Raw genomic sequence first — 21,080 nt, 5'->3', positions numbered from 1 at the left:
GGACTAAATCAAACTGACACAGGCAGAGTTTTGATTTAGTCCGTTCGCTTTTTTATTTATTTTACATTCCCAGTAAGCTAGTTAAAAATGTACCGCCATAAATTAACGCAAGACTATATAAATAGATAGAAGCAGGTTTTGCTAATAAAATAATCAGAGTAAATTTTTTCACAGACATTTTTGTTAAACCGGCCATTAAACAAAGCGCATCATCCGGTGCAATCGGGAAGAAAATTGCTAAAGCAAACAATCGTTCAAAACGTTTTTCATTGTCTAACCAACCGATATACTTGTTATATGTTTTATCACTGACAAGGCTCATAATGAATGGTTTCCCATAATTACGACCTAATAAGAAAATGATAATAGAGCCAAGTGCAATACCAACGTAATTATAGACGAAGCCCATTGTTGGCCCGAAAATCAAGACCCCTGCAGCACAGCTAACACCACCAGGAATAATCGGAATAACCACTTGAATAATCTGAATTAACATGAAAATAATCGGACCGAGAATGACAGATTGCCCTACTAGTCCTCTTAGTGCATTGATGTCCTTGAAGACACCTAATCGGATAAAATAGATGGTTGCAATTATGGTTGCAACAATGCCCAAAATGGAAATAATATTAACAATTTTTCTAGATAGGGTAACACTCACATTTCTCATCTCCTTTAGTTATACTCATCGTACTTTTAGTATATAACTTTTTATCAATAAAAAACATCGTTTGTTCTTTCTGCAAACGAACAAAGTTGTAAGATACGCATCGTTTGATAAGTTTATTATACAAAAAAAGAGACAGAAAAGACATCCTACTTAAGACCCATTCTGCACTGATCTTTCGAAAGAGAGTAAAAGAAACGAAAGTGGCGCATCTTTTAGTAATATTATAGAGGGGCAAAGAGTGAAATTAAATTTGCATCCACGTCTTTAATGATTGCGTATCGTTGGCCCCAAGGTGCATTCCAAGGTTCTTTAAAAACAATGTAACCAGCTTGGCTCATTTTTTTCACGGTGTTATCAACTTCTGCGGCCGTTTCACAAAGAAAAGCAAGTTCGATTTTATCGCCTTGCTGGCTAGGCGCAAACCCATAGAGACCAGTAATCATTTGTAGTGAATTTAAAGAAATCCTGACGCCATTGTTTTGTAATTCTGTGTAATCAGGCGAAGCTTCTCCCAGCACGTTAAAACCTAGCGTTTGGTAAAAAGAGAGTGCTTGTGTCATATCGTTGACGATAATACCGACCATATCTAACTTCATCCTCATAACCTCCGATCTATGATAAAATAAGTGTAAGGGATTTTTTGGTAAAAACCAAACGATTTATAGCGAAAGTGCTTAAAAAATTAGAATGTAACAGTTTACAACGAAGAATAAGAAGACTATAATTATGTTAACTAGTTTTAGGTATACCTAAAAGTGAAATGTGTGAACAAGATAGATTGAGGGATGTTGGATGAAAGAAAAGAAAACGGAAAAAATGCTTAATTATGCAAATGGACCTAGTTTAGAAGAGATAAATAATACCGTCGAGGTACCTAAAAATGCTAGCTTTTGGCGAACTTTGTTAGCCTATAGCGGACCTGGCGCTTTAGTGGCTGTTGGTTATATGGATCCAGGAAATTGGATTACGTCAATTGCTGGCGGAGCGGAATATAAGTACACGTTACTTAGTGTGATTTTGCTTTCTAGTTTAGTTGCCATGTTACTACAAAGTATGGCTGCGCGCTTAGGAATCGTGACAGGAATGGATTTAGCCCAAGCGACTAGAGAGCATACAAGTAAACGAACGGGTGTTGCCTTGTGGGTGGTGACGGAGTTAGCCATAATGGCAACAGATATCGCTGAGGTAATTGGTGGTGCCGTTGCTTTGCAATTATTATTTGGTTTTCCATTATTAATTGGTGTGTTGATAACAACGTTTGATGTTTTATTACTGTTGCTACTGACAAAGTTAGGCTTTCGCAAAATCGAAGCAATTGTTTCTTGTTTAATTGCAGTCATCTTTTTTGTTTTTGCTTATGAAGTGGCATTAGCAGATCCAAATGTTGGTGAAGTATTACGAGGTTTTATTCCAGACACAAAAATAGCGACAGATAAATCCATGTTATTTTTAGCCTTGGGAATCGTTGGAGCGACAGTCATGCCTCATAACTTATATTTGCATTCTTCCATTGCGCAAGCACGGAAATTTGATCGTAACGATGATGCTGAGAAAGCCAAAGCAATTCGTTTCACTACTTGGGATTCAAATATTCAATTAACTGTCGCTTTCGTCGTAAATTGTTTGCTGCTAATCCTAGGGGGAGCATTATTTTATGGAACCAACAGTGAATTAGGTAAATTTGTTGATTTATTTGATGCTCTGAAAAATCCAGATATTGTTGGTAATATTGCTAGCCCAGTGTTAAGTATTCTTTTTGCAATTGCTTTACTGGCTTCGGGTCAAAATTCAACGATTACAGGTACGCTGTCAGGACAAATTGTAATGGAAGGCTTTATCCATTTAAAAATGCCGTTGTGGGCAAGACGAGTGTTAACTCGTTTGTTAGCAATTGTGCCAGTCATTATCTGTGTCATTATTTATGGCGGTAGCGAAACGGCTGTTGAAGACTTGTTACTTTATACGCAAGTTTTCCTAAGTATTGCTTTGCCAGTGTCGATTATTCCTTTAACGATGTATACAAGTGATAAAAAATTAATGGGCCAATTTGCGAATCCAGCGTGGGTGAAATTTTTAGCTTGGATTATTGCTATTGCCTTGACGTTATTGAATTTATTTTTAATTTATGGCACATTAACTGGTTTAACGAATTAATAAAAACAAAGGCTGACTGGAAAAGTTGGCCTTTGTTTTTTCATAGAATTTGCGCGTAAGAAATGGTAGAATAGGAAAGATGAAATACAAGGAAGAGAGGCTTTCACGTGACAAATTATTTAAATGTAGGAAAAATTGTGAACACACAAGGAATCAAAGGAGAAGTTCGGGTCATTTCGAAAACGGATTTTCCAGAAGAACGTTATCAAAAAGGAGCAACCTTACTGCTATTTCAAGAGAAAAAAGCACCAATTGAATTGGTCGTGAAGTCCCACCGCAAGCATAAGAATTTTGACATTTTAAGCTTTGAAGGACATCCAAATATCAATGATGTTGAAAAATATCGTGACGGTATTTTAAAAGTTGCAAAAGACAATCTCGCTGAATTGGCAGAGGACGAATTTTATTATCACCAAATCATTGGTGCCACTGTTTACGATGAAACCGGCAGTGAACTAGGAAAAATTAAAGAAATTTTATCTCCTGGTGCGAATGATGTGTGGGTCGTCCAACGACCAAAGAAAAAAGATTTACTTTTACCGTATATTGAAGGCGTTGTTACAAAAGTCGATGTCGAAAATCAACGGATTGATGTGGACATTCCAGAAGGATTGATTGACGATGAGAATTGATGTATTAACTCTTTTTCCTAGAATGTTTGAAGGACCAATGGGGGAATCAATTATTGGGAAAGCTCGGGAAAAGCAGTTATTAGAATTGAATGTCTCTAATTTTCGCGATTTTTCAGATAACAAACACCAAACGGTCGATGATTATCCGTATGGCGGTGGCGCGGGGATGCTTTTAAAAGTACAACCGATCTATGATAACCTAAAAGCAATTGAAGAAGAGACAAACCAGCAACCAAAACGGGTCATCTTATTAGATCCGGCAGGAAAACCGTTTAATCAAAAAATGGCCGAGGAATTTTCACAAGAAGAACATTTAGTTTTTATTTGTGGACATTATGAAGGCTATGATGAGCGAATTCGCACGATGGTCACAGATGAAGTTTCATTAGGGGATTACGTTTTAACAGGGGGCGAATTAGGCGCAATGGTCATGATTGATGCGACAGTCCGTTTATTACCTGATGTCTTAGGTAACAATCTTTCTGCACAAACGGATTCACATTCCACTGGCCTATTAGAACATCCACAATATACTAGACCTGCTATTTTCAACGATATGGAAGTCCCTGCCGTGCTAACGAATGGTAACCATAAATTAATTGCAGAATGGCAACTAAAAGAATCATTACGACGGACCTTTTTGCGTCGACCTGACATGTTGGAATCAGTAGAAATGACGCCTGAAATGTTGAAGTTATTAGAGGAAATTAAACAAGAAGAGCAAAAATAAGGGAACTTTCAAGAAAATTCTCTTTACAGCTTATTTTGTCTGTGGTAAACTAATTTGGTGAGTGCAATGCGCTCTAACTATTACAATATTCCGCTGTGGCAGAAGTGACCATAAGAATATTTGGGAATAAGGAGAAGGATAAAATGAATCCATTAATTCAAGAATTAACACAAGAACAATTACGTACGGATATTCCTGCGTTCCGCCCTGGTGACACTGTTCGCGTTCATGCGAAAGTAGTCGAAGGTACTCGTGAACGTATCCAGTTATTCGAAGGTGTTGTAATTAAACGCCGTGGTGCTGGAATCAGCGAAACTTACACAGTACGTAAAGTTTCAAATGGTGTTGGTGTGGAACGTACATTCCCATTACACACACCACGTGTTGCTCAAATTGAAGTGGTTCGCTACGGTAAAGTACGTCGTGCAAAACTTTACTACTTACGCGCATTACACGGAAAAGCAGCTCGTATCAAAGAAATCCGTCGTTAATCTTTACTATTCGACAAACGAACACCCTCTTGCTGAGCAAGAGGGTGTTTTTGTGTGTAATTAAGTAGAAAATCAACATTGACTAAGACCAGAAATGCTTCCTTTAGTGTTCCGAGTTGCTTTAATATAACACGCCAAATTGATAACCATTTGCTTGATAAAACTCTATTAATTGTGGCAATGCTTGTTTTGTTAATTCCTTATCTACTGAATCATGCATTAAGACTACTCTAATATTATAATCCGGATAAACCTCAAGTGAATGTTGATGGAAAGCGAGCATTTCTGCGACTGTAGTAGGCTGTCTGTCTAACGGCTCCGCATCCCCAACCATCGCATTCCAGTCAATCCAATGGATGCCAAGTTGTTTGAATAATTCATCAGATTTTTCTGTACCTCCCCATGACATATGACCTCCTGGGTATCGCCAGAGAGTTGTTTGAAATGTTTCGCCCAATATCTTTTTAAGAGAGTTCTCCATGGTTGCTATTTCCGCTTGTATTTCTTCAGTGTTGACAATCCCGTTTGGATATAACGTTGCATAATCATGAGTTGAACTATGAAAGCCTATTGAATGCCCTTCTGCAACTTCGCGTTTCACTATCTTTTGATTTTCGGAAGTTAGGGTATTTCCTACAAGAAAAAAAGTTGCGTGGACGTTATGCTTTTTTAATGTATCTAGGACTTGTGGGGTTATTTGATTATTAACGCCATCATCAAAGGTTAAGAATACTAATTTTTCACCTTTGTAAGGTTCTTCTCCAGTTATATATTTTCTGATTTTGTCTGCTGAGTAAGCATATTTTTTTGATGAAATAGTCATGTGTGTTGATTCCTTTTCTAACTTGGTCGGGGAATCTTTTTTTGCAGTTGAATTTTTAGTCAATGTCTGCACAGTATCATCATTTTTACTTGTTATCTTGGGTTGAGTTAAAAGGAATGTTTGAATGAAAACAAGAACAATGAGGATTAACGCACTAAATAATACATACCCGTTTATTTTGAATTTTCTTTTCTTATGTCGCATACTTTCACTCCTCTTTGGTTAATGAAAAAGTTAAAAAATACACCTCCACGTTATACAAAATTGAACGTCCTATTAGTTATAGACGAATTTGAGGACCAAAAAGTTTCAATTTTTTCAATTTAGTTAGTTGTTTATTTAATAAAAAATAAAAGGTTGCTAGAGGATGAAAGGAGTATAATTTATTTATCTAGAAGAGTAATCGGAATGAGAAAGGGCTGTGGAAATGGATCATCAACAGGTGTTGAAAAATGAAATTAAACAATATTTAGTGAGTAAAAACTGTGAGAAGACGTATTATCATTGTATGGAAGTTGGAGAGTATGTCTATCAACTCGGTGAAAAATATTTAACTAGTCCAGAAAAAGTAAGTATTGCAGGATATTTACACGATATCTCTGCGATTTATCCAAATAATCAGAGAATTAGTGTCGCACAAAAATATGGGATTGAATTAAACGAAGCAGAAATGGCCTTTCCAATGATAATTCATCAAAAAATTTCTAAGTCTATTGCGAAAATGGATTTTGGTATTGAAGACAATGAAATTTTATCAGCTATTGAATGCCATACAACATTGAAGAAAAACTATTCGGACATAGATTTAGTTTTGTTTGTCGCTGATAAAATAAAGTGGGATCAAGAAGGTAAACCACCATACTTAGATGGTTTATTACAAGCTTTAAATTGTTCTTTAGAAAATGCCGCATATTTCTATATTGATTATATTTTGAAACACGATATTAAAGTTGTGCATCCTTGGTTATGGGATGCTTACAATCAACTTAATTTGATAATTAAATAACAAATAAACATAGCCGTTTTTAGTCGAGTTTTGCTGGTGAGAAAAGGGGAAAAGTAGTACAGTATTCTTGTCAGAAAGAAGGGATTTCCAATGAAAAAAATAATCTTGATAGGTCTTTTATTGAGTATTTTATCAGGATGTTCTTCCAACAAAAGTGGTGACAGCACTGCAAGCAAGCCGACAGCAACATCAGAAATGAAAGCACCTGCTACCGTTAACAGTAGCCAAGCGAGTCAAATGAGCACGGAGTCAAAATCTAGTACAACTCGAAGTAATTCTTCTGCTTCTACTAAAACTGAAAATCAGTTGTGGTCTGTGCAAAAAAAAGCACAGCTACAACAATTTATGGCTGATTGGGGGCAACGGATGAACCAAACGTATAAAGAATATACACCAGGAAATTCAATCAATTTTAATGGTGTTCAAGCGCCTGATGGTCTAGTAGGAAATGTTACTATGCAGCCAGCGATTGGTCAGCATCCTATTTATTTAGAATGGTCTGAAAATGGACAAGTGAAGGATGGATATGCGTTAGTTGCTGTTTACTCTGATGCAGAAACGCAACCAGAAATGCAAAAGCATTTGTATTTATTCACCATCGTTAACAATCAGCCCTTAGTTTTAGTGACGATGCAAAATCAAGGAAATCCTTATGGCTATCTATATTTTGGAGCAACAGATAATGCAGAGTTGAGGGCTGGCTTTGAAAAAATTGTAGGTGCCCCGTCAATTACTAAAGAACAAATCCCAAATATTTCAGTCAATCCGTGGTCTTCAAAAGAGGAAGCGATTGATTTTTACGAAGGAATGTATAAAAACACGACAAACGAAATTTCAACTCAAATTGACTGGCATAACTATCAGCGGGCAAATTGGCGCGAGGTAGAAACAAAAGGCGACACGTTGACATTGCATTTTGCCAACGTAGGCGGTGCTGGAGGCTCATACACACAATTCACGAAAGTTGGTACGAATACTGTTGTTGTATCATTTGATGGTAATGCCGCTTATCCCGATAACCCTAGTAGCGTTTTACTCGTGCAAAACAGTGATTATAAAGTTTTAAGGACTTTGAATCAGTAATAGGGGAAATACATCGTTTACTTAAACATAGGCAAAGGCGGGTTGCTTACCTTTTTATAAGTAACCTGTCTTTGCCTATGTGCTATTTTTTTGGATAGAGGTGCTCAGAGTAGGGGATGTTTTTCTGGGAAGTTTTTATGCTAGATCTCTATTTGACTAGGCTCAAATAGATCTGAATCAATCGTTGAAGTGATATCTGTTTATATAAAGATAGGCTAAATTGTCATTTTTTTACGAATCGTCGTTCGTGTTAAAATAAATGGAGAAATGTTTTAGTATTCATAGTAAGTATTTTATCGTAGAATAAAAGATATACTAACAATGGAGCGATGAAAATGATAAAAGAAGAAAGATTAAATGCGATAGTCTCTCTAGTAGATCAAAAAGGGGCAATCAAAGTTACTGAAATTATGGAACGATTAAATGTTTCAGATATGACTGTTCGTAGAGATTTGACAGAATTAGAAGCAGCGGGGCGTTTAAAACGAGTACATGGAGGAGCTAGCAGTTTAAATACATATCGTCCACATGAACTGTCTCATGCTGATAAACAAATTATTAATAGTGTTGAAAAAAAAGAAATTGTCCAAAAAGCATTAAGTTTAATTCACGAAGAAGAAACTATCTTCCTAGGACCAGGAACAACTATTGAACTTTTAGCCGAGGCAATGGAATTTAAACATTTAAGAGTAGTAACAAACTGTTTGCCTGTGTTTGAAACGTTAAGTAAAAAAAAGAATGCGTTAACCATTTATTTAATTGGTGGAGAAATGCGACTTTTAACTAAATCTTTTTTTGGCGAAATCGCTAATAAAGCATTAGAAGAAATGCATTTCCATAAAGCATTTTTTAGTTGCAATGCGTTAAAAGATAATAAAATTATGACAGCGACTATTGAAGAAGGACAAACACAAGCTATTGCATTAGATAACTCAATAGAAAAATATTTGTTAATGGATACTTCTAAAGTAGAGAAACAGGATTTTTATTCTTTTTATCAATTAGAAGAAGTGACAGCGGTAGTTACAAATAAAGATAAATTTGACACATCTAAAGTATTGGAAAAAGTTGTCAGGGTGATCTACTAAAAAGAAGAGGTGCAGATGCACCTCTTCTTTTTAGTTTCCCTTATTGAGCTTTTTGAGCATAAATAATATTTCGCTTCTTCATTTGTTTTGCATACCAAATGAAAATCAGTAGATAGGCGACTAGCGCCAGACATGCGTATAAAATAAATTCGAGTTGACCTTGTGATGCATTGCCGACTAAGTATCCTAAGAATTTTTCCATTGGCCCTTCCATGGTAGTATGTGAAATTAAAGTATTATTATTTAGACCCGCTGGGAAAGCACCAACTTTTTTTGCGGTTTCGGTAACGAACGGTGCAATTAGGGTACCAGACCATAAGAACAAAGGTAATTCGATTGCTCCAATGATAATCATTCGGATGAGTTTACCTCTTGTTACTACTAGTAGAGCAGGGGTTACACCCATTGCAATAATTCCGCCAAGTGGTAAAAGTTTGTTGCCAGGTAGGACAATGGCTTCTAATAGCATAATTGGAGCCAATACGTTAGCTGCTGCCCAGATTTCAGCACGACCAGCTAAGAAAGGCCAATCTAAACCAATATTAAGTGTACGCCCTTTTAATTTATTCGAAGCAAAATCAGTGATACCTTGTGATAAAGGCTCAACTGCAGCGATAAACCAAGTTCCAATTAAAGAGAATAGTTCCAAACAGACTGCAGCCGTAAAGGATAGAGAAAAAATTTGCGTGGGTGTTTGGCCAGCTAAAAGACCCACAAAAATCCCTAAGTAAATCCCGATGGCAAATTTTGATCCCCAAAAGCCAATTTTACTATTCAATTTGGCAGCGTCAAAATCGTATTTATCTAACCAAGGGAAAAGCTTATCAAAAATTTTATCAAAAACCATAATGATTGGGTTCATCATATAGTTCATATGCGTGGTAGTCATAGGATTGGTATCTGGGGCGTTAAGTAAATCGTTAAACGTTGGTTTCATTAAGTCAGAATTGATAATTTTTAAAACACCTATGAAAATAACTAAGATTGTTGCAATTATTAAGTTTGCGCCACAAAAAATAGCAAATAAACCAACAATCGATAGATGCCAAATGTCGAAAATATCCACATCTAATGTGTTTGTTTTATTTAGAATTAACATAATGACATTGACAATCACCATAATTAAAAGAAAGTAAAGGGTGTAAGGAGATCCCCAAGTGATGGTGGCTAAAGGTGCCCAACCAACATCAGTAATATTTAAAGAAATTCCTGTACGTTCTACGAAAGAGGCCATTGCATCTGAGAAAGCAGTAGTTAAAATTCCTATAATAGCACTGATACCAGTTAAAGCAATTCCTAGTTTAAGACCACCTTCTAATGCGCGAGTGGGTTTTACCTTAAAACAAAGGGCAATCAGTGTTAAAACAATAGTCATTAAAGGAGCAGCACCTAAATCAATTAAAGGTTTAAAAATTGTATTTGCTAGGTCAATAATCGTATTCATTTATTTTCTCCTTCATAAGCTAAGATAACAAAATTTTTATCTTAGTTTTGTTATTGTTGACAATGAAGCGTAAGTAATTAGTCTAAAAAGGAAATCATTTGTTTAAAGAGTGAATGATACTTTCCATTTGTTGATAAACAGGTTCAGCCATTGCTGGAATTCGATAAAGAATTGCGCCTGCATCAACTACAGGAATCGTGATTGGGAAACCCAAATCTGTTTTGGCGATTTGGGCGAAAATATCATAATGGGATAGCATCTCTTGATTGATATCTTTAATCATTACGGCATCGCAAGAAACTTGGTAGCCTCTTTTTGATAATTCTGTTTCTAATGCAGATTTGATTTGATGGCTAGAGTTTACCCCAGCCCCACATGCAGCTAAAATTTTAATCATGTTAAATCTCTCCTTTAAAATTTTTTTGTAAAAAACGATAAACTTCTTCTTTATCTTCATATTGAAAAAAAGCCAATAGTGATGAACGGTCTGTCGTGTTAATAAAATCCATGATAGTCGCTAAAAGACCCGTTTGTTCAATACCGTTTTCATTTAAAATCATGAAAAGAAAGGAAACAGAGAGCGTTTCATCTGGGATAATCATGTTATGAAATGATAAGGATTGTTTCAATTTAATCGGGATAATTCTTGTCGTCCGTACAAAGGTACTTTCGGTATGCGGAATGGCGATATTCGGTAGTGCAGGATCAATCGGTGTTAAACTTAAACCAGTCGGATAGTTGTGTTCTCGTTCCAATAAATTAGTTAGAAAATCAGGTGTAACTAATTTCTTTTTTAACAAGTCTAAATAAACTTCTTCAAAAACTTCTTCTTGTGTTTTTTTGTTTGAAATATAGGTAGTATCTAATGAAAAAATCGATGTTTTAATAACCATAGAACCCCTCGTTTCTTTAATATATTATTATTTATTTACAAGTATAATATAAAACGCTTTCAAAAAGATGTCAACACAATATTAAACAATAATAAACAAAAAAGAAAATAAGTGTTGAATAAAGTTCGATATTGTTTTATTATGTTTTCGAGAAGGGGATTTGAGTTTAAAGAAAGGGACAGAATTTTAATAGTAGATACACGAGGTAAGGAGGAAAACAAAATGCGTGTCATACTTGGTTCAGATTTAGATGGAATAAAATTAAAAGCAGAAATGAAACAATACTTATTGCAAGAAAAAGTTGAGGTAATCGATAAAAGTGAAAGTGCTTCGGAAGACTTTATAGAAGCAACGCTTGCTGTTGCTCATGAAGTTTTAAAGGATACTGAAAGTTTAGGAATCGTTTTTGATGGTTATGGGGCAGGTAGTTTTATGACTGCTGCTAAAATTAAAGGAATGATTGTCGCTGAGTTGTCAGATGAGCGTTCTGCATATATGGCGCGAGAACACAACAATGCTCGGATGATCACGGTGGGCGCAAAAATTGTTGGAACGGAACTAGCCAAAAACATAATAAAAGAATTCTTAACAGGTCATTATGCAGGCGGGCGTCATCAAATACGTGTAGATATGTTAAATAAAATGGCTTAACAAATAATAGAAAGGAAGTGTTTTTATGAAAATTGCCATTGGTTGTGATCATATTGTGACAGATACCAAAATAGCAGTTTCTGATTTTTTGAAAGCAAAGGGATATGAAATTTTAGATGTAGGCACGTATGATTTTACTCGAACTCACTATCCTATTTTCGGAAAAAAAGTGGGAGAAGCCGTAATGAGCAATCAGGCTGATTTGGGTATATGTATTTGCGGAACAGGCGTTGGAATTAACAATGCGGTTAACAAAGTGCCGGGTATCCGTTCTGCTTTAGTTCGCGATATGACTACAGCGTTGTATGCGAAAGAGGAATTGAACGCAAATGTTATTGGTTTCGGTGGGAAAATAACAGGAGAATTCTTGATCTGTGATATCGCTGCTGCCTTTATTGAAGCACACTATCATCCAACAGAAGACAACGAACAACTAATTGAAAAAATTAATCAAGTTGAAAAACAACATCCAGAACAACAAGATGCGCACTTTTTCGATGAATTTTTAGATAAATGGCAACGAGGAGTCTATCACGATTAGTACGTAATCAATGAGGGTTATTTGAGAAAAGCGGTCTTAAATAATAATCATTGGTATTTGAGTTGAATTCCCCTTCATTAATTTTTATTGCTGTTTTAACGTAGCACTGTAAAGAGCATTATCAAGAAAAAGAAGTAACAAAGGAACAAATTGAAGGCTATACAGGTAACCATAAAAAGTACACGAGAAAAGAACTCGTGTACTTTTTATGGTTTCGCTGCTTGTTTTATTTTAGTAATTATTTTTCTATAAAAATAGTCCCAGAATTATTAAAATAATCCCGATAACTAAACTGCCGATGCCAGAAGCCATGCCATATTTTTTACTTAGATGTATATCAGTAGTATTTTTAGGAATCAAGTTTGAGAAAAAATAAAATTTTTTTACCAAGATTAGATATGCAACAAGTAAAAGTAATAGTCCTAAGAGAAGATAACTAAGATTTTCAGCTAATAATCTAGATGAGCTAATAACAATATCCCTAAAAAGAGGCCTACCAATCCATATTTCATCGTTTTTTCTTTTGCTGACATATAAATATCCCTACTTTACTTTTTAATTTATTAAGAGCATAAAACCATAGATTCGATATAAGTTCATTTTGTTGTATCCAAAAGAGCATGACCTGGAATGACCTATATAATTAGAAAATTGGAGTGATATATAGTTATTTTACCATAGCTTAAATGAGTTGATTAACTCCGAATAATGTACAACTATGTACACCTATTGTGGGTGGAATGTGTGTTGGGACTTTGCTAACCTAATAGTTGAAAAAATGAATCAATAAATTTAGAAAAGGGACTATTCAAAAGCAACTTTTTTGGGAATTGCTATATTATTTATTTTTTTAAGCGTAATCAACTAAATGTTTTTATGGATAAAGAAAGTCATTGTTCCTTGTCATCAAGCTACAACAGCCAAATTCATTAGAACTTTTTTAGTGAATGACTTTAATTTTAGAAAGGTACTGTTGTTAAACATTCATGCTATCAAAGGAGTGTGAGGCGAACGAAGCAAATATTTTCATTTTATAAAAGTTGTATTATGGACTCTTAAAAAGAGGTGATTTAAAAAATTTTGAAGTGGAAATGTTAAGAAAGGAGAGAGGAAATGACTTATTTAGTTCTGGTCAGTCATGGCGATTTTGCTAGAGGATTAAAAAATTCATTAGGAATGTTTGCTGGCGATGATATAGAGACAGTCAGAGTGTTTGGCTTACAACCTGGTGAATCTACCGATAATTTTGGTAAGCGGTTTCTTTGTGAAGTTGAAAAATTACCGCAGGAAACGAGGCTAATCGTTTTGGCTGATATTGTAGGCGGGAGTCCACTTGCTACTATTTGTAAAGTATTAGATAAGCAAAAAATGCTAGAAAATTCTCTGATTGTTGGAGGAGTGAATTTTCCAATGGCTTTAAATGCGCTTCTATTGAAAGAAACTAGTGAATTATCTGATTTGAAAAAAATGATAGTAGCAGATGCTTGTCATGGCATTAGAGAGTTAACTGTAACTGAAGACGATGTAACTGAAAACGATATAACTGAAGAGGATATCTAAAGGAGAAGATGAACATGTCAATTTCTTTTGTTCGAATCGATGATCGAATGATTCATGGCTTAATTACTTTACGTTGGACTAAAGAAATGCCTTGTGATGGCATTATAGCTGTGAATGACAAAGCAGCAAGTAACCCTATTTTAAAGGAAGCATATAAAGCAGCTGCACAAGATAAAAAAACCTTTATTTGGACAATGGCGCATTTTTTTGATGTAAAGGATAAAGTATTAGCGTCTAAGTCAAAATACTTTTTGATTACAAAGAGCCCTTTGGATATGAAAAAAATTTTGGTAGATTGGCATTTTGTTCCAAGTGAAGTAAAAATGATTAATGTTGGACCGGGGAATGATCGCGAAGGGACAATTAAATTAGGGGATAACCAATCCTTTACAGCAGAAGAAGCAGCGGCTTTTGAAGAAATTGAAAAGGCTGGTTACAAAGTGGATTTTGCCTTGTTACCTGATCAACGAATTGGTTCTTGGGCGCATTTTAAAGCTAAATTTGGTTACTGATTCTAGAAGTTTTGAAAAGAGGAGAGTAGTATTATGACAATCAACTGGATACAAGCGGCTATTTTAGGCCTATTTGCTTGTCTGTGTTCAAATTCTTGTATGGCTGGACAAGCGGTGGGAAATTATACGATTGGGCGTCCTTTAGTCGGCGGATTAGTTTGTGGCATTATTTTAGGAGATTTAAAATTAGGAATCGCTTGTGGCGTAGCAATGCAATTAGTTTACATTGCTTTGGTCACACCTGGAGGCACAGTGTCTGCTGATGTGCGGGCAATTTCATATATCGGGATTCCTTTGGCGATGGTGGCGATTTCGACCAAAGGGTTAGATCCACTTGGCGGCTCTGCAGCCGACCTGGCTAAATCGGTCGGCACATTAGTTGGAACGATCGGAACGGTATTATTTTATTCTGTTGCCGCGTTAAATTTAGTTTGGCAATCGTTTGGTTGGAAAGATATAAAAAAAGGCAAGCTTGATCATTTATATGCCATTAATTTTGGTTGGCCGTGGATTTCTCATCTACTTTTTTCCTTTTTGCCAACCGTGATTTTAACCTATTTTGGGGCTACGGCTGTTACAGCAATGAGAGATGCATTACCTATGGATGGTCTTGCAATGAAAACGCTTTTTACTGTAGGGGGCATGCTTCCGTGTGTGGGAATTGCAATTTTGTTACGTCAAATTGTTAATAAGAACATTGATTTTGTACCTTTTTTTGTAGGGTTCACATTAGCTGCTTCATTAAAACTTAATTTAGTCTCAATAACGATTATTGCGCTTCTTTTTGCTGTAATTTTTTATAAAATTGCTTTGATTAAAAACAATACTAAACTGGTTGATTCAACAGGAAGTCTAACGAATGATGACGAAGAGGAGGACATATGAGATGGAAGAGTTGAAAGCAAATAAATTAGACCAAAAAACGTTAAAGCATTCTTTTCATTTATGGTTTTGGGGAGCGTTAACTTGTTTTTCACAACAGCATATGCAAACCTTCGGCTATCTTTCTTCAATGCTTCCTATTATCAAAAAACTTTATCCAAAACATGAAGACCAAGTGAAAGCCATTCAAGCATATACAGCTTTTTTTAACACAAATCCAATGCTTGGAACGGTCATTGTTGGTGTGACTGCTAGTATGGAAGAGGCTAGAGCAAGTAAGAATGAAATTGATGGAGAAACCATTAATGATATGAGGGCAGGATTAATGGGGCCAATTGCAGGGATTGGTGATTCATTAGTTGATGGTACCTTAATTCCTACCTTGTTAGGAATTTCCTTAGGAATGTCCACGGGCGGTTCGCCAATTGGTGCCATATTTTATATTATTGTTTGGACGTTAATTTCCTATTTTGGCCAACGCTTTTTGTATTTTAGAGGCTATCATTTTGGTGATAAAGCAGTAAGTTTCTTAGTTGGGAAAGAAGGAGCCGCTGTTAGAGTTGCTATCGGAGTTATTGGTAGTATGGTTGTCGGTGGGGTCCTTGCATCTTGGGTAAATGTAACTACTTCTCTTAAATTAATAGGTGCTGACGGAAAAGTTTTCCTTAAACTGCAAGATAAAATTGACAGTATTTATCCAGGATTATTAACGATACTTGTTACCTTGTTTTGTTGGTGGTTGATGTCAAAAAAACATGTTTCCGCTATTTGGACGATGCTTATTTTAGTTGTTATTTCTCTCGGTGGCGTTTTATTAGGTGTTTTCAATCCAGGATTAACTTACTGAACAATCACCAAAAAGGACTCTAACTGTTAGAGCAAACTGACTTTTGCATAAAACCGATAACGAAAAAGCTAATAAATTAAATTCTTACTCTCTAAGACACAGAAAAAATCTTGTGATTAAAATAAAAATATATAAAATAGAAGAAATTTAGAGACTAGCTTCTATTTTATATATTTTTTTGTTTTAGAAATTTAGTTGGTTTATTAGAATTTTAGGAAAAATTTTACGAAAAGTGTCGCAAAAATGGCTCCTAAAAACGGTGCAGTTCCGGGAACAATCAACCCATATTGCCAATCATTATTGGTTTTATTTTTGATTGGTAAAAGTTGATAGGCGATACGAGGACCTAAATCACGTGCTTGATTCATTGCGAATCCTGTAGTACCACCTAGTCCCATGCCGATTGCCCAAACAAGCAAACCAACAGCAATGGGTAGTTGTGTTTCGTAGGAATGTGCAATCGCTAAAATAGATGTTAAAAAAATGAATGTTGCAAAAGTTTCAACAAAATAGTTTCTTGGTAAATTTCGTTGGTTCGGATTTGTAGAAAAAATATTACGAATAGCGATTGGATCGACACTATCGGCGGATAGCTTGAAATGATCAGCATACATAATATAAACAATGACGGCGCCACAAATGCCGCCTAACATTTCAGCGATGACATAGGGAATGAAGTAAGACCATGGAATCATTCCTAAAATAGCTTGAGCGAGGGCCATTGCTGGATTAATACAGACTCCGCCAAAGACGAACAGAACAACAGAGATTCCAAAAGCCCAAGTAGTGATTGCAAACATGTGACCAGAACCAGCGTATTTTGTTCGTTTTAGGACATCGTCGCAGTGAACACCTACCCCAAATACGATCATTAATGCAGTTCCCATAAATTCTGATAAGATATGATGAAACATAAGATAAAGCTCCTTTAATCAATAGTTTTATTATTTAATGTTTGGACGAGGCGATAGACTTCCTCAATTGTAAAATTATATTGTTTAGCAATTCGTTCACAATCTTGGTATTCAATAGACTCTTTCAATAGGCCATGATAATGATTTTTTTAATATGGACCTTACCAAAAGGTGTTTCCAAGATTTTGAAAGAACGGTCCATCACACTACGTTCCATTGTTTGAAAACGCATACCAATTGTAGAAGTATGTTTAAAGAGTAGTTCTGTAAAATATTCTTTTTCCTCTGTTGTTGTTAAAACCGTTAATAGAATGGCACTTCGGTTTTTTTTCATATGAATGGGCGTGAAAAAAACATCTAGAGCACCATGCTCCAATAATAGATCCATTACGTAACCTAACTGTTCAGGTGTTTGATTGTCTATATTTGTTTCAATTTTTAAGACTTGGTCATGGTGTTCTGTCCTCTTTTTTTTACTATGTGTTTCAGTAAAGATCGATCCTCTGAGGGCATTGAACTTGCCTGTTTCTCGTTTGCCAAATCCGTAACCTATTTTTTCAATTAATCGTTGTTCTGGTGCGACAAATAGAGGACTAAGTTCTTTAAAAATAGCTAAGCCAGTCGGTGTGACAAGTTCAGTTTTTATCTCAAAGTCTTGTTGAATGATTAAATTCGTTTCTTTACGTAATTCCATCACCGCAGGAACTGGTATTGGCATGACTCCATGGGCAATTGTGATAGTGCCACTTCCATCTGTAATTGGCGTTGAATAGACTTGTTCAATCTCTAACTGTTCCCATAAGATAAAAAAGCCAACGATGTCAACAATTGAATCAATTGCTCCAACTTCATGAAAATGAATAGTGTCAATTGTTTGTTGATGAACAGCAGCTTCAGCTTTTGCAATGTCATAGAAAACATTTTTACTATGTTTTTTTACAAAATTGGACAAGTCGCTTTTTTCAATTAATGTATAAATATCTTTTAAATTTCTAGAATGGCTATGATGATGTGCATGTTCTTTCGTTTCATGATGTTCATTTTCGTGGTGAGGAGAGAGACTGTGTTTTATACCGTAATCCTTTTTTCCATGTTGTAGGAGAACATCGAAATCTGTTCCGTAAATACAACTTTTAGCAATTCGTTGGGCTTGAATGGTGAACCCATCGATGGGAAGTTTTTTTAATTCGATTAACAGTTTGTTTAAATCCCCGCCTAAGTCAAGCAACAATCCATTTAACATATCACCACTAAGACCAGAAAATGGTTCTAAAAATAAGCTTTTCATAGTGAAGACTCCTTTATTTGATTAATCATACTTGCATTATAAGCGGCACCAAACCCGTTATCTATGTTGACTACACTAACGCCAGAGGAACAACTATTTAGCATTCCTAAAAGAGCAGTCAGTCCTTGGAAATTGCTGCCGTAGCCTATGCTAGTAGGGACGGCAATCACTGGCACGCTAACTAGTCCGCCTAACACGGACACCAGTGCGCCTTCCATGCCTGCAATCACAATAACCGCCGAAGCCTGTTGAATCTCATCTAGGTGAGCGAACAAACGATGAATGCCAGAAACGCCTACATCATAGATACGTTTTATTTGATTGCCGAAAGTTTCTGCAGTGATTGCTGCTTCTTCAGCAACGGACATGTCTGACGTTCCAGCAGTAACTATCGCAATATAGTTTTTTGTTGTAGTCTCCATTTGGTGGATAACGAAACAACGTGCAAGTTCATAGTAGGTTCCATGAGGAAAGTTCGACTCTAAAGGCTGGGCTTTTTGTTGTGAAACGCGAGTAACTAAGATTGTATTGTTTTCTTTTCTTAAGCTATTGATAATTTTGATGAGTTGCTCAATTGTTTTCCCTTCCCCATAAACGACTTCTGGATACCCAGTTCTTTCTTTGCGCTGCGTATCAATTTTTGCAAAGTCTAATTCGCAAAAGCCATTTAATTTGTTTGTTGCTTCTTCTAAAGATAATTTTCCCTCTTTAAAAGCTCCTAAAATTTCTTTCGGTTGCATAATACAACGCTCCTTATTCCTGATTTCTCAAGGATCATTATTCTACAATGACAGACAAGCCATCTCGAATCACAGTCACTTTTGCATTTAGACCTTCTCTTTCAAATGCTCGCTCTAACGCTTCATCAAACGTTTTTGCTATTTCCATATGCATCGAAGTGATAAGCTCAGGATCAACAAGATCTGAAACAAAAATTATATGATGATGAACTAAAATTCGCGCTAAAATTTGCGAAGTCCATTGATCTGGCACGGTTTCTAATCGTGGTGTATGGATGGCTGCTTCTAAAAATTCGTTTGGATTTTTAACATTGGCAATATTTTCATAAAAACCTTCACCACCGTGACCATCACGACATCCAGCGACCATAATAATGACACCGCCGTCTTTATTGGTTGCTTCTGCAGCGGTCATCCCTTTAACTGCTTGATAAATGTTTTGATCAAGTGGAAATCCGCCGTTCGTTGAAACCGCAATGTCGCAAGGTATTTTTTTGACACGGGCAATTTCTTTTACAAAGTTACAACCAACTTTATGCGCTTCAACCATATCGCCTGCGAAGGAACCAATAATTTTTTTGTCACCATCTAAAACGACATTAACAATAAAAGCTAGATTCGCTTTAGCGGCAGCGTAGACCATATCATTATGAATCGGATTATCCGTTAGATTTCCTGTCCGTGAGTTGGAGGAATCAATAAATTCTCCAGAATGGTTAGCCATGATGGTTTTATAAGAAGCAATTCCAGGTAAAACAGATTTACGTCCACCAGAAAATCCTGCAAAAAAGTGTGATTCAATAAACCCTTCGGCCAGCAGTAAATCTGCTTCTGCTGCAATGCGATTAATGATACAATCGCCCCCTGAAGGTAGTTGACCGATTTTGACCATTGAGGAATCATCAGTAGAGATATGCATAACGATTTCTTCATTCTCTACAATCTCTTTACCATATTTGCTAATCAGTTCTTCTCGTGTAGAAGGGCGATGAAAGCCTGTAGCAACTAAAATCCGGATTCTAGCTGTTTTGTTCACTGAACGAATTCTACGCAAAATAATTGGGGTGATAATATGGGAAGGAACGGGACGTGTGTGATCGGAACTAATGAGGACAATGTCTTTTTTACCCTTAGCTAATTCTTCTAATGGAAGGCTTCCAATAGGATTGTCCAGCGATTTTTCGACTGTTTCTTTCTCAGTATATGGATTTGAAAAATGTTCAGCTTTTGATTCGAGAAGCCCAATAAAATTTTTATCGGGAATTCTTGCAGTAATCATTTTCTTGTCATAAGGTAGGTTAATTTCTACCATAGCAATCATCTCCTAAGTAATATTTTACGAGACTAAGTATAATGAAATTTAGGAATCACACAGTCCTTATTGTGGGTAACATTTGCTAACAAAAGGTTGGTGAGAGTGTTTATAATAGTTAACGAATCAAACAGAAACTTAGTCAAAGGAGTGACAATTATGGAGTCAGATTATCTTACAGCTTTCTTAGATAGAAAGAAGACGCCGATTATCAAAAAAAAACGCCATACTTATCTCGCTTATCATGGATTGGAGGAAGCGTACACCTATGTATTAAAGAAAGGGGTCGTTAAGACGAGTATTATTTTAAAGGATGGACGAGAATTTAATCTGTCGTATATTGTGTCTCCTGACATTATTTCATTGTTACGTGATGAAGTATCAAATTATACATCTGCTCCTTTTAATATCCGCATTGAGTCGGAAGAGGCTAGCTTTTATCGGATACCAAGGACTGTATTTTGGGAATATGTTAGAGAAGATGCTGTTCTTCAAGATTATGTACGGGATTACTACCGAGCAAAATTATCGGAGAGTATTAGTTCCTTACAGAATATGACAATGAATGGTAAGAAAGGGGCTGTTTGTACTTTTATTTATCAATTAATTGATTTGTTTGGTGTACAGACAGAGGAAGGAATATTAATTGATTTTCAAGTAACTAATGAGGATATTGCGGGGTTTTGCGGGATTTCAACGAGAAATAGCGTAAACCGAATTATCCATGATTTAAAAGAGGAAAAAGTCATCGATATCAAAAAACAAAAAATTGTGATTTACGATCAAAGTTATTTAGCTGATTATATTGATCGATAAGAT

Annotated in this window: 23 protein-coding genes and 1 pseudogene; 14 read left to right on the top strand and 10 right to left on the bottom strand. The window is 35.8% G+C overall.

The window, feature by feature from the left end:
- Positions 1-61: 61 nt before the first annotated feature.
- Complete coding sequence (locus AB3I34_RS03935) at positions 62-661, bottom strand: TVP38/TMEM64 family protein (protein WP_002357169.1); 600 nt, start codon at positions 659-661, stop codon at positions 62-64.
- 230 nt (positions 662-891) lie between these two features.
- Complete coding sequence (locus tag AB3I34_RS03930; RefSeq protein ID WP_010712579.1) at positions 892-1,266, bottom strand: VOC family protein; 375 nt, start codon at positions 1,264-1,266, stop codon at positions 892-894.
- A 196-nt stretch (positions 1,267-1,462) separates the two neighbouring features.
- Here AB3I34_RS03930 and AB3I34_RS03925 point away from each other — a divergent pair, with 196 nt between their 5' ends.
- The 4 genes from AB3I34_RS03925 (at position 1,463) to rplS (ending at position 4,677) form a co-directional block, all read left to right on the top strand.
- Positions 1,463-2,824, top strand: coding sequence for an Nramp family divalent metal transporter (locus AB3I34_RS03925; protein WP_002360069.1), 1,362 nt, complete (start codon positions 1,463-1,465; stop codon positions 2,822-2,824).
- Between the two features lie 107 nt (positions 2,825-2,931).
- Entirely contained in the window at positions 2,932-3,456 is a 525-nt protein-coding gene (gene rimM, locus AB3I34_RS03920; protein ID WP_010712578.1) for a ribosome maturation factor RimM, read from the top strand.
- Positions 3,446-4,186: a tRNA (guanosine(37)-N1)-methyltransferase TrmD gene (gene trmD, locus AB3I34_RS03915; RefSeq protein WP_002381776.1), complete on the top strand. Its 741-nt coding sequence runs from the start codon at positions 3,446-3,448 to the stop codon at positions 4,184-4,186. Before rimM ends, trmD begins: the two co-directional genes overlap by 11 nt.
- Before the next feature lie 143 nt (positions 4,187-4,329).
- Complete coding sequence (rplS, locus tag AB3I34_RS03910; RefSeq protein WP_002357176.1) at positions 4,330-4,677, top strand: 50S ribosomal protein L19; 348 nt, start codon at positions 4,330-4,332, stop codon at positions 4,675-4,677.
- Between the two features lie 121 nt (positions 4,678-4,798).
- Here the strand turns inward: rplS and AB3I34_RS03905 are convergent, their stop codons facing one another.
- On the bottom strand, positions 4,799-5,704 hold the full coding sequence (locus tag AB3I34_RS03905) for a polysaccharide deacetylase family protein (protein WP_010712577.1): 906 nt from the start codon (positions 5,702-5,704) through the stop codon (positions 4,799-4,801).
- A gap of 223 nt (positions 5,705-5,927) precedes the next feature.
- Between AB3I34_RS03905 and yqeK the strand changes: the two genes are divergently transcribed.
- The 3 genes from yqeK (at position 5,928) to AB3I34_RS03890 (ending at position 8,677) form a co-directional block, all read left to right on the top strand.
- The gene (gene yqeK / locus AB3I34_RS03900; RefSeq protein ID WP_153873016.1) at positions 5,928-6,506 is read left to right on the top strand and encodes a bis(5'-nucleosyl)-tetraphosphatase (symmetrical) YqeK; all 579 of its coding nucleotides are present in this window, start codon (positions 5,928-5,930) and stop codon (positions 6,504-6,506) included.
- A gap of 90 nt (positions 6,507-6,596) precedes the next feature.
- A complete protein-coding gene (locus tag AB3I34_RS03895; RefSeq protein ID WP_010712576.1) occupies positions 6,597-7,589 on the top strand; it encodes a DUF4767 domain-containing protein in 993 nt (330 codons plus the stop codon).
- A gap of 335 nt (positions 7,590-7,924) precedes the next feature.
- A complete protein-coding gene (locus AB3I34_RS03890) occupies positions 7,925-8,677 on the top strand; it encodes a DeoR/GlpR family DNA-binding transcription regulator (protein ID WP_368027832.1) in 753 nt (250 codons plus the stop codon).
- Positions 8,678-8,717: 40 nt separating this feature from the next.
- Here AB3I34_RS03890 and AB3I34_RS03885 read toward each other — a convergent pair whose 3' ends face one another.
- The 3 genes from AB3I34_RS03885 to AB3I34_RS03875 form a co-directional block, all read right to left on the bottom strand.
- Positions 8,718-10,121, bottom strand: coding sequence for a PTS galactitol transporter subunit IIC (locus AB3I34_RS03885; RefSeq protein ID WP_002357183.1), 1,404 nt, complete (start codon positions 10,119-10,121; stop codon positions 8,718-8,720).
- Between the two features lie 94 nt (positions 10,122-10,215).
- The gene (locus AB3I34_RS03880; protein ID WP_002357185.1) at positions 10,216-10,518 is read right to left on the bottom strand and encodes a PTS fructose transporter subunit IIB; all 303 of its coding nucleotides are present in this window, start codon (positions 10,516-10,518) and stop codon (positions 10,216-10,218) included.
- A gap of 1 nt (position 10,519) precedes the next feature.
- Positions 10,520-11,014 carry a PTS sugar transporter subunit IIA gene (locus AB3I34_RS03875; protein ID WP_002397416.1) on the bottom strand — a complete coding sequence of 165 codons (495 nt, stop codon included), beginning with the start codon at positions 11,012-11,014 and terminating at the stop codon, positions 10,520-10,522.
- Between the two features lie 222 nt (positions 11,015-11,236).
- Between AB3I34_RS03875 and lacA the strand changes: the two genes are divergently transcribed.
- The 6 genes from lacA (at position 11,237) to AB3I34_RS03845 (ending at position 16,007) form a co-directional block, all read left to right on the top strand.
- Complete coding sequence (lacA, locus tag AB3I34_RS03870; protein ID WP_002357188.1) at positions 11,237-11,665, top strand: galactose-6-phosphate isomerase subunit LacA; 429 nt, start codon at positions 11,237-11,239, stop codon at positions 11,663-11,665.
- A gap of 25 nt (positions 11,666-11,690) precedes the next feature.
- Positions 11,691-12,206, top strand: coding sequence for a galactose-6-phosphate isomerase subunit LacB (gene lacB, locus AB3I34_RS03865; protein WP_002374591.1), 516 nt, complete (start codon positions 11,691-11,693; stop codon positions 12,204-12,206).
- Between the two features lie 1,113 nt (positions 12,207-13,319).
- Positions 13,320-13,766 (top strand): PTS sugar transporter subunit IIA, encoded by a 447-nt coding sequence (locus AB3I34_RS03860; RefSeq protein ID WP_010712575.1) that lies wholly within the window; start codon positions 13,320-13,322, stop codon positions 13,764-13,766.
- Between the two features lie 14 nt (positions 13,767-13,780).
- Positions 13,781-14,278, top strand: coding sequence for a PTS sugar transporter subunit IIB (locus AB3I34_RS03855; protein WP_002357192.1), 498 nt, complete (start codon positions 13,781-13,783; stop codon positions 14,276-14,278).
- 33 nt (positions 14,279-14,311) lie between these two features.
- Positions 14,312-15,163, top strand: a complete 852-nt coding sequence (locus tag AB3I34_RS03850; RefSeq protein WP_002357194.1) for a PTS sugar transporter subunit IIC — start codon at positions 14,312-14,314, stop codon at positions 15,161-15,163.
- Positions 15,138-16,007: a PTS system mannose/fructose/sorbose family transporter subunit IID gene (locus AB3I34_RS03845; RefSeq protein ID WP_025189398.1), complete on the top strand. Its 870-nt coding sequence runs from the start codon at positions 15,138-15,140 to the stop codon at positions 16,005-16,007. The genes AB3I34_RS03850 and AB3I34_RS03845 overlap by 26 nt, the downstream gene beginning before the upstream one ends.
- Positions 16,008-16,210: 203 nt before the next feature.
- On the opposite strand, the gene larD is transcribed toward AB3I34_RS03845, so the two are convergent.
- The 4 genes and pseudogenes from larD to larA all read right to left on the bottom strand — a co-directional run bounded on the left by larD (position 16,211) and on the right by larA (position 20,261).
- Entirely contained in the window at positions 16,211-16,921 is a 711-nt protein-coding gene (gene larD, locus AB3I34_RS03840; protein WP_002357197.1) for a D/L-lactic acid transporter LarD, read from the bottom strand.
- A gap of 14 nt (positions 16,922-16,935) precedes the next feature.
- Positions 16,936-18,209, bottom strand: a pseudogene (gene larC, locus AB3I34_RS03835) (nickel pincer cofactor biosynthesis protein LarC).
- Entirely contained in the window at positions 18,206-18,949 is a 744-nt protein-coding gene (larB, locus tag AB3I34_RS03830) for a nickel pincer cofactor biosynthesis protein LarB (RefSeq protein ID WP_010712571.1), read from the bottom strand. Before larB ends, larC begins: the two are co-directional and overlap by 4 nt.
- Positions 18,950-18,986: 37 nt before the next feature.
- Positions 18,987-20,261: a nickel-dependent lactate racemase gene (gene larA, locus AB3I34_RS03825; RefSeq protein ID WP_002357200.1), complete on the bottom strand. Its 1,275-nt coding sequence runs from the start codon at positions 20,259-20,261 to the stop codon at positions 18,987-18,989.
- A gap of 159 nt (positions 20,262-20,420) precedes the next feature.
- Between larA and AB3I34_RS03820 the strand changes: the two genes are divergently transcribed.
- Positions 20,421-21,077, top strand: coding sequence for a Crp/Fnr family transcriptional regulator (locus tag AB3I34_RS03820; protein WP_002361998.1), 657 nt, complete (start codon positions 20,421-20,423; stop codon positions 21,075-21,077).
- Positions 21,078-21,080: the final 3 nt, after the last annotated feature.

Source organism: Enterococcus sp. C102(2024), assembly GCF_040888205.1.
In the GTDB taxonomy this organism is placed as follows: domain Bacteria; phylum Bacillota; class Bacilli; order Lactobacillales; family Enterococcaceae; genus Enterococcus; species Enterococcus faecalis.
Note: the sequence above shows the minus strand (reverse complement) of the source record. Positions and strands in the feature narration are given on the sequence as shown.

Coding starts and splice junctions, on each gene's coding strand:
- larA (WP_002357200.1), bottom strand. CDS start 20,261: ATGGTAGAAATTAACCTACCTTATGACAAGAAAATGATTACTGCAAGA.
- rplS (WP_002357176.1), top strand. CDS start 4,330: ATGAATCCATTAATTCAAGAATTAACACAAGAACAATTACGTACGGAT.
- AB3I34_RS03820 (WP_002361998.1), top strand. CDS start 20,421: ATGGAGTCAGATTATCTTACAGCTTTCTTAGATAGAAAGAAGACGCCG.
- trmD (WP_002381776.1), top strand. CDS start 3,446: ATGAGAATTGATGTATTAACTCTTTTTCCTAGAATGTTTGAAGGACCA.
- AB3I34_RS03890 (WP_368027832.1), top strand. CDS start 7,925: ATGATAAAAGAAGAAAGATTAAATGCGATAGTCTCTCTAGTAGATCAA.
- AB3I34_RS03860 (WP_010712575.1), top strand. CDS start 13,320: ATGACTTATTTAGTTCTGGTCAGTCATGGCGATTTTGCTAGAGGATTA.
- AB3I34_RS03895 (WP_010712576.1), top strand. CDS start 6,597: ATGAAAAAAATAATCTTGATAGGTCTTTTATTGAGTATTTTATCAGGA.
- yqeK (WP_153873016.1), top strand. CDS start 5,928: ATGGATCATCAACAGGTGTTGAAAAATGAAATTAAACAATATTTAGTG.
- AB3I34_RS03905 (WP_010712577.1), bottom strand. CDS start 5,704: ATGCGACATAAGAAAAGAAAATTCAAAATAAACGGGTATGTATTATTT.
- AB3I34_RS03855 (WP_002357192.1), top strand. CDS start 13,781: ATGTCAATTTCTTTTGTTCGAATCGATGATCGAATGATTCATGGCTTA.
- AB3I34_RS03925 (WP_002360069.1), top strand. CDS start 1,463: ATGAAAGAAAAGAAAACGGAAAAAATGCTTAATTATGCAAATGGACCT.
- AB3I34_RS03875 (WP_002397416.1), bottom strand. CDS start 11,014: ATGGTTATTAAAACATCGATTTTTTCATTAGATACTACCTATATTTCA.
- lacB (WP_002374591.1), top strand. CDS start 11,691: ATGAAAATTGCCATTGGTTGTGATCATATTGTGACAGATACCAAAATA.
- AB3I34_RS03930 (WP_010712579.1), bottom strand. CDS start 1,266: ATGAAGTTAGATATGGTCGGTATTATCGTCAACGATATGACACAAGCA.
- AB3I34_RS03880 (WP_002357185.1), bottom strand. CDS start 10,518: ATGATTAAAATTTTAGCTGCATGTGGGGCTGGGGTAAACTCTAGCCAT.
- larB (WP_010712571.1), bottom strand. CDS start 18,949: ATGCAACCGAAAGAAATTTTAGGAGCTTTTAAAGAGGGAAAATTATCT.
- lacA (WP_002357188.1), top strand. CDS start 11,237: ATGCGTGTCATACTTGGTTCAGATTTAGATGGAATAAAATTAAAAGCA.
- AB3I34_RS03885 (WP_002357183.1), bottom strand. CDS start 10,121: ATGAATACGATTATTGACCTAGCAAATACAATTTTTAAACCTTTAATT.
- AB3I34_RS03850 (WP_002357194.1), top strand. CDS start 14,312: ATGACAATCAACTGGATACAAGCGGCTATTTTAGGCCTATTTGCTTGT.
- AB3I34_RS03845 (WP_025189398.1), top strand. CDS start 15,138: ATGATGACGAAGAGGAGGACATATGAGATGGAAGAGTTGAAAGCAAAT.
- larD (WP_002357197.1), bottom strand. CDS start 16,921: ATGTTTCATCATATCTTATCAGAATTTATGGGAACTGCATTAATGATC.